Source organism: Neorhizobium vignae, from assembly GCF_000732195.1.
GTDB lineage: Bacteria > Pseudomonadota > Alphaproteobacteria > Rhizobiales > Rhizobiaceae > Neorhizobium > Neorhizobium vignae.
On record NZ_JNNU01000009.1, the window covers coordinates 249620 to 256467 of the forward strand.

9 protein-coding genes are annotated in these 6848 nt (G+C 60.8%); 1 reads left to right on the forward strand and 8 read right to left on the reverse strand.

Features of this window, described 5'->3' with window-relative positions:
- Nucleotides 1-67: 67 nt before the first annotated feature.
- The 8 genes from arsK to GQ59_RS17655 all read right to left on the reverse strand — a co-directional run bounded on the left by arsK (nt 68) and on the right by GQ59_RS17655 (nt 5922).
- Entirely contained in the window at nt 68-1294 is a 1227-nt protein-coding gene (gene arsK, locus GQ59_RS17620) for an arsenite efflux MFS transporter ArsK (RefSeq protein ID WP_037083590.1), read from the reverse strand.
- Complete coding sequence (locus GQ59_RS17625; RefSeq protein WP_037083653.1) at nt 1291-2685, reverse strand: NAD(P)-binding domain-containing protein; 1395 nt, start codon at nt 2683-2685, stop codon at nt 1291-1293. The genes arsK and GQ59_RS17625 overlap by 4 nt, the downstream gene beginning before the upstream one ends.
- Before the next feature lie 56 nt (nt 2686-2741).
- Nucleotides 2742-3062, reverse strand: a complete 321-nt coding sequence (locus GQ59_RS17630; RefSeq protein WP_037083654.1) for an ArsR/SmtB family transcription factor — start codon at nt 3060-3062, stop codon at nt 2742-2744.
- A 62-nt stretch (nt 3063-3124) separates the two neighbouring features.
- The gene (arsH, locus tag GQ59_RS17635; protein WP_037083591.1) at nt 3125-3850 is read right to left on the reverse strand and encodes an arsenical resistance protein ArsH; all 726 of its coding nucleotides are present in this window, start codon (nt 3848-3850) and stop codon (nt 3125-3127) included.
- The gene (gene arsC / locus GQ59_RS17640) at nt 3828-4253 is read right to left on the reverse strand and encodes an arsenate reductase (glutaredoxin) (protein ID WP_037083592.1); all 426 of its coding nucleotides are present in this window, start codon (nt 4251-4253) and stop codon (nt 3828-3830) included. The genes arsH and arsC overlap by 23 nt, the downstream gene beginning before the upstream one ends.
- A gap of 2 nt (nt 4254-4255) precedes the next feature.
- Nucleotides 4256-4960 carry an aquaporin gene (locus GQ59_RS17645; RefSeq protein ID WP_037083593.1) on the reverse strand — a complete coding sequence of 235 codons (705 nt, stop codon included), beginning with the start codon at nt 4958-4960 and terminating at the stop codon, nt 4256-4258.
- The gene (locus GQ59_RS17650; RefSeq protein WP_037083595.1) at nt 4957-5466 is read right to left on the reverse strand and encodes an arsenate reductase ArsC; all 510 of its coding nucleotides are present in this window, start codon (nt 5464-5466) and stop codon (nt 4957-4959) included. Before GQ59_RS17650 ends, GQ59_RS17645 begins: the two co-directional genes overlap by 4 nt.
- A 105-nt stretch (nt 5467-5571) precedes the next feature.
- The gene (locus GQ59_RS17655; RefSeq protein WP_037083655.1) at nt 5572-5922 is read right to left on the reverse strand and encodes an ArsR/SmtB family transcription factor; all 351 of its coding nucleotides are present in this window, start codon (nt 5920-5922) and stop codon (nt 5572-5574) included.
- A 577-nt stretch (nt 5923-6499) separates the two neighbouring features.
- On the opposite strand from GQ59_RS17655, the gene GQ59_RS17660 reads away from it, so the two are divergent.
- Nucleotides 6500-6787: a hypothetical protein gene (locus GQ59_RS17660; protein ID WP_152564367.1), complete on the forward strand. Its 288-nt coding sequence runs from the start codon at nt 6500-6502 to the stop codon at nt 6785-6787.
- Nucleotides 6788-6848: the final 61 nt, after the last annotated feature.

The following is a 6848-nucleotide window of genomic DNA, read 5'->3' on the forward strand; positions in this document are numbered from 1 at the left end:
GCTTTGTTCCGAGTGAAAATGGAACGGGTTTAACCGGAATTCCTGGTCCTTGGTGCAGGGCCGGGAATCATCGACTTGAGGCCTCCGGAATAGACGCGCGTGCGCCCAGCTGGAATGACATGACAATTCCCAGAAACGCTAAGACCGCAATTGCCCCGATCACCACCGTCCACCAGATCGACGGCACGACGCCGATCCCCGCGAGCAAGATCGACATTGCGAGCGGAGCGACGGCGGACATCATCTGCTTGGCCGACGTCACCCAGCCCATGCGGCTGCCGTAGCTGGCCTTGCCGAACAACTCCAGCGGCAGGGTACCGCTCACGATGCTTGTCAATCCGGAACCGAGTCCGAAGCAGACGGCGAACAGGATGGCACCGGGGACGGATGGCGTCGTCAACATGAGGATCGCCAGACCGGACGGGATCAACGCCGTGGCGATCACCGCCAGCCATCTTTGCGGCAACTCGCGGCCGAAGACCAGGTTGATCAGGCGACTGGCCACCTGCGAAGGGCCGAACAGAGAGGCGACGACGAGGCCCGCGGCTCCCATACCCAGCGCTTGGGTCAGCGGAACCATGTGAACGAGGATGGCGGACAGCGCATATCCTTCGATGGCGAAGCCAAACAGCATGAGGAAGAACAGCAGGTTCCTGTTTGCAACTGTCCGGACCGGCGCGGCCGCCGGAGGTGTCGCTTTGGACGCGGACACGGCATTGGTCGTCAGCCGCGCCAGGGCGAGGTGGACGGGAAAGCAGACGGCCAGGTTCATGGCCGCGAAGACCAGGTAGATTTCACGCCACGACAGGAATCCGTGCATCCAGGAAGTCAGCGGCCAGAACATCGACGACGCGAACCCGGCCATCAGTGTCAGGTGAACGATCGAGGTCTGGGCCTTCTTTCCTCCCGCCTGCACGATGGCGGTGAAAGCCGTCGCGTAGAGAACCGCAGCGGAAACCACTTCCGTCAACGCCAGCGAGACGGCAAAGGTCAGCGGCCCCGACGACACGGACATCATCACCAGGCAGGCGGCGGCCAAGAGCGACCCTGCGGCCATCAGGCGTCCCGCGCCAATCCTGTCGGCAAGGGTTCCCGAAAGCGGAGCGGCGAGGCTGCCGGCCAGCAGTGCGATCGAAAACGCTCCGAACACCCACTGTTCCGATCGCCCGATGTCGCGGGAAATCTCCGGAACCAGAATACTGAACGCATAATAAAGTGTGCCGTAGCCGATGTTCTGCGAGGCTCCAAGACCAATCAGGGCCCAGAGCGGCAACTTCTGTTCGTTGGGCATCATGCGTGCTCGGTCTCGACCTTTGTCTCGCCGCAGCCGCAGCCAGTCCCGCCTTCGGATTTGGCTTCGGCGTCAGCGACACAACATGCATCTACCGTAGCAGGAGCCGGACCTCCGCAACATCCTGAAGACGTCGAAATCCGCGGAGTAGCGGCGCAGACGCCTGTTTCGGGAAGCACGAGTTCGACACGTCGCGCGGCGGCGTGATCACCAGCGAGTTCCGCCACGACAGATCGCACCTGCTCGTAACCGGTCCGCATCAGAAAGGTCGGCGCCCGGCCGTAAGACTTCGATCCCACGATGTAGAAGTCCTTCTCCGGATGCGACAGTTCATCGACCCCGTGCGGGGGGACGGTGCCACAGGAATGAAGGTTCGGGTCGATAAGAGGAGCCAGTGCCGGCGGCGCCTCGACGGCCGGATCGACGCTCAGTCGCAGTTCCCTCAGGAACGAGAAGTCAGGCCGGAACCCGGTCGCGACGACGACCTGATCCAATTCCAGTTCGATCGCCTCCCCATCGGCCGTCGCGGTCACGACGACCTTGTCATTTCTCCTCGCGATCCTGCTTGCCGAAAAGGATGTGAGCATCCTGAGCTTTCCCGCGTCCATGGCGTTCTTCGCCGCAAGACCGAGAGCGCCCCGCTCTGGCAACTGGTCGTTCAAACCGCCGCCCAGCAGCTTGGCAACGCCGTGATTGCGAAGCGCCCAGTGGATTTCGGTCGACGGGTTGGCCTGCTGAAGCTCCAGGAGCGCAAGGGCGACATTGATCGCCGAATGGCCGCTTCCCACCACGAGCGTACGCTTGCCCAAGAAGTCCGGGCGCCTGCCCCCGGTAACGTCCGGTATGCCGTAGGAAACCGGTCCGCCTGTGCTCTCGCCGAGGACCGGAATGCCGTTCACGCCCATGGGGTTCGGTTGCGTCCATGTGCCGGAGGCATCGATCACTGCCCGCGCGACGACCTCATGCTCCCCCTCACCGTCCCGGTATCGGATTGCGAACGGTGCCTCCGAGCGGCCCCCGGAGGAAACCTTGTCCAGACCCAGGCGGGCGATGGCCGTGACGGTCGCGCCGAGCTTTGTCGCCTGCTCGACGGCCGGAACGCGCGACAGGGGCACCAGGTAGCCGTCGACAATCTCGCGTCCGGTGGGCAGGTAGTCAGGCGAAGGAGCGGCCCAGCCGTTGCTCTCCAGCAGTCGCCGAGCGGCGTCATCGATATTGTACTTCCATGGCGAAAACACCCGCACGTGGCCCCACTCAAGAAGCGAGGTCCCGACGGAATTTCCCCTCTCGAAAATGATCGGCGTCATGCCAGCTTCAAGCAGCCTTGCTGCCGCCGCCAGCCCGACTGGCCCGGCACCGACTACCGCAACCGGAAACATGCCATTCGACCTCATTTTGATCTCCATCGGTATTTCTGGAAACTTCGAATTTAGAAAATAAAAAAATGCAATCAGACGACGACCCTGGACCTTGGCCCGTCGCATCCCTGGTCGGCACAGCATTCGTCGACCAGGTAGCCGATCAGCGCATTCATGTGGTTGTAGTTGACGGTGCAGATAAGCGTCGTCGCCTGGCGGTCCTGAACGACCAGCCCGGTGTCGACCAGACGCTTCAGATGGTGGGAAAGCGTCGATCCAGGGATATCCAGCTTTTCCTGAAGTCGGCCGACCGGAAGACCTTCCTCGCCCGCGCGCACAAGGACACGGTAGATCTTGAGGCGGGTGACGTTGCCAAGGGCTTCGAGCTGAGATGCGGCTTTTTCGATGATCATGGAAATAAGATAAGGGCGAAAGCCGGAGTGGTCAAGGCTATTTCCATAATCATCGAAATACATCAGACCGATTTGAGCTTGACCCTGTTTTCAAGCTTCTCGGCGTCTTCCTTGCGTTCGCTGTAGCGATCGGTGAGGTAAGCCGACGCGTCCCTTGTCAACAGGGTGAACTTGACCAGTTCCTCGCAGACATCGACGACACGGTCGTAATAGGAGGACGCCTTCATCCGTCCGTCGGCGTCGAATTCCTGATAGGCCTTCGCAACGCTGCTCTGGTTCGGAATGGTGATCATCCGCATCCATCGTCCCAGGATGCGCATCTGGTTCACGGCATTGAAGGACTGGCTCCCGCCGGAAACCTCCATGACCGCCAGGGTCTTTCCCTGTGTCGGCCGGATCGAACCGAGAGCCAGGGGAATCCAGTCGATCTGCGCCTTCATGATCCCGGTCATTGCGCCGTGGCGCTCCGGGCTGACCCAAACCTGGCCCTCGGACCATTGCGATAGCTCCCGCAGTTCCTGGACCTTGGGATGGCTGACGGGCGCTTCGTCCGGAAGCGGCAGACCTCGCGGGTCGTATACCCGGACTTCGCATCCGAAATGCTCCAGAAGACGCCGGGCTTCGTGAGCGAGAAATCGGCTGTAGGACACATCGCGCGCGGAGCCGTAGAGGATCAGGATGCGCGGCTTGTGCGTCGAGGACGCAGGGCACAGCGCATCGGGATCGGGCGTGCGGAAATATTCGGGCGACGCGGCAGGAAAGGTTTCAGGCAATACGCTTTCCTTCATCGTCGAGGACGCGCTCGCCGTCTTCCTTTGTGAACGGCCCCTTGAACGCGTCCGCAGGCAGGATATCCAGGACCAGCTCGGACGGCCGCGACAGGCGCGTACCCATCGGCGTGACGACGAACGGTCGGTTGATCAGGATCGGGTCCTTCAACATCGCGTCGAGAAGCTGGTCTTCGGTCAGCTCGGGATTGTCGAGGCCGAGCTCCATATAGGGTGTACCCTTTTCCCGGATCGCCTGGCGGACGGTCAGTCCGGCGTCAGCGATCATTCGGGCGAGTTGCTCGCGGGTCGGCGGGTTTTTCAGATACTCGATCACCGTTGGCTCGATGCCTGCGTGCTGGATCAACTCCAGAGTGTTTCGGGAGGTCCCGCAGGCGGGGTTGTGATAGATGGTGACGTCCATGATCAGTCGGCTCCTTGAGCAATGATAGGCGGAACTTCGTTGCGGCGTTCGGCAAATAGCCATCCCGCTAAAGCGGCGGCGATAAGCGCTCCGAGAATCTGGGCAATGATGAAACCCGGCAGATCGGTAGGGCGAATGCCGGAGAAAGTATCGGTGATGCTCCGTGCGATGGCGACCGCAGGGTTGGCGAAGGATGTCGATGCGGTGAACCAGTAGGCTGCCGTTATATAGAGCCCCACCAGCAGAGGGATCGCGTCGCCCCTGAAGCGCAGGCCGCCGAGAATGGCAAGGAGCAAACCAAAAGTCGCCACCGCTTCCGCGATCCATTGAGCCGATCCCGTACGGATCGTTCCAGACACCTGGAGGAGCGAAAGGTCGAACATCGCATGAGCGACCAGCGTTCCGGACACGCCGCCCGCTATCTGTGCCACGATGTAAGGCGTGACCAAAGCGACCTCGAATTCCCGACGCAGTGCGAAAACCATTGTCACGACGGGATTGAAGTGCGCTCCCGAGATCGGACCGAGGATCGTGATCAGCACGAACAGGATTGCTCCGGTCGGTATCGTATTGCCCAAGAGGGAAATGGCCGTATCGTCGCTCAGGCGGTCCGCCATGATGCCCGAACCGACGACGGTTGCGACGAGGATTGCGGTGCCGAGGGCCTCCGCGACCAGACGGCGTCCAAGATCGACGGCCACGCTCATTCGGCCTTCTGGGAGCTGCGGCCGATCTCGTCCAGCCGTTTCTGGAGCGCCAGCCTGTCGAGGCTTGTGACCGGCAGACTGGTGAAGATGGAGAGGCGGTTGTTGAGCATCCTGTAGGTGTCGTCGAATGCAAGATGTTTTTCGGCTTCGGTCCCTTCGGCGGCGGCCGGATCAGGGACGCCCCAATGGGCCGTCATTGGTTGCCCGGGCCAAACCGGGCATGCCTCGTTGGCGGCATTGTCGCAGACGGTAAACACGAAATCCATCTGGGGAGCGCCCGGAGCCGCGAACTCCTCCCAGTTCTTCGAGCGGGCGAAGCTGGTATCGTGGTTCAGGGTCTTCAGGAGCTGGAGCGCGTAAGGGTGGACCTCGCCTTTCGGGTGGGAGCCGGCCGAATAGGCCTTGAACCTGCCCTGGCCGACCCTGTTCAGGATGGCCTCCGCGATGATCGAGCGGGCGGAGTTCCCGGTGCAGAGGAAAAGGACGTTGTAGATGCGATCAGACATGACGGTTGTCCCTGGTGACGTTGTTCCGATTGGCTTGTTTCTGTTTTCCGCTTCAGATGCTCCGGACCGACCGCCAAGGACGATGGCACCGGCGATTTCGAGCCGTCATGCCTGCGCAGCAACGGGAGCGCAGCATACGGCAACCTCTATAGCGGGGGCGCAAATTTCCGGATGGCCAGCGCAGCAGTCCTCCATCAGAAAGCGCACCAAATCGCCGAGGACCTCGATATTCGCCCTGTAGACGATCGAGCGCGACTCACGCTGCTGGAGGACCAGGCCCGAGTGTTCGAGCTCCTTGAGATGAAACGAAATGTTGGACGGCGACACCCCTGCCCGCTCGGCAATCAAACCCGCGGCCATACCCTCGGGCCCGGCGACAACCAGCATCCGGACGATGTGCAGTCGCGTTTCTTGCGAGAGAGCACCGAAGGCCCCCAGAGCCTGCTGCTGATTCAACATTCATATAATCCTTGAAATATTGAACCGATGGATACTCCAGTGAGACTGAGTTTGCAAGAGGACTATCATTCGCGGGGTGCTGACAACCTTCAATCCAGCAAAACGGCGCCATCAAAATCCGCAAGCCCCTTGGCTTCCACGCTTGGAGCGAAGCGGCACTCGCGCGCTTTCACGTCCCATGCGGTCGCTGGATGCGGGAACTGGTTCGGGAACACTTCGCGGAAAGCCGGCATTAAAAAATATGTGCGGTCTGCAAAAATTGCTCGCGACGATGGCTGCGAGCGGCAGCACCACGGGGGACGCGCTGATCAGTCATCTCGACTGGTCCAGTTTCAAGTTGGCCGAAGTATACGAAAAGGCCAATTGCGTGCGTCTTGGCGTCCGGTCATCGCGCATTGTGTCAGGAATAACCTGAGAACGAACTCGCTCCTTACGTGAACCTCGTGAAAGGAACGATCCAAAAGCGTTGCAAAATCAAAATACTAAAGATTAGAAATGGTGGGCCCGGAGGGCGTGCCCAGAGTATAGCATCGTCAATGGGTTAACTTTCCCGGTTAGGTCAGCGCGTTCACGGATGTTCTCGCCGGTGTGGCTAACCGAGGAAGTGCGCCCTATCATCATCTCCATGACCGACATCCCTGCCCCATCTGTCCCGCCAGACGATGAGAAACGCCACCTCCTCTGTCAGATGGCGATCGAGTTCCCGTTGCAGGAGATAATCGAGGCCGCAGTGAAAGCTGGCTGGGAAGAGACCGAGGTGCTAACGGCGATCATCGAGGTGGCGGATAACCTGGTGCTGGCGCATGGGTCGAACGCCGAGCTCGACGCTCTTCTCAGGGCTCTGAAACGGAACCTGGAATAGGGCGAAGCCCTAAGCCCGGCGCATCGACCCAATCTTGTTGACTAGCCAAGCGATACCGGGG

Coding starts and splice junctions, on each gene's coding strand:
- arsK (WP_037083590.1), bottom strand. CDS start 1,294: ATGATGCCCAACGAACAGAAGTTGCCGCTCTGGGCCCTGATTGGTCTT.
- GQ59_RS17645 (WP_037083593.1), bottom strand. CDS start 4,960: ATGAGCGTGGCCGTCGATCTTGGACGCCGTCTGGTCGCGGAGGCCCTC.
- GQ59_RS17660 (WP_152564367.1), top strand. CDS start 6,500: ATGTTCTCGCCGGTGTGGCTAACCGAGGAAGTGCGCCCTATCATCATC.
- GQ59_RS17625 (WP_037083653.1), bottom strand. CDS start 2,685: ATGAGGTCGAATGGCATGTTTCCGGTTGCGGTAGTCGGTGCCGGGCCA.
- GQ59_RS17650 (WP_037083595.1), bottom strand. CDS start 5,466: ATGTCTGATCGCATCTACAACGTCCTTTTCCTCTGCACCGGGAACTCC.
- arsC (WP_037083592.1), bottom strand. CDS start 4,253: ATGGACGTCACCATCTATCACAACCCCGCCTGCGGGACCTCCCGAAAC.
- GQ59_RS17630 (WP_037083654.1), bottom strand. CDS start 3,062: ATGATCATCGAAAAAGCCGCATCTCAGCTCGAAGCCCTTGGCAACGTC.
- arsH (WP_037083591.1), bottom strand. CDS start 3,850: ATGAAGGAAAGCGTATTGCCTGAAACCTTTCCTGCCGCGTCGCCCGAA.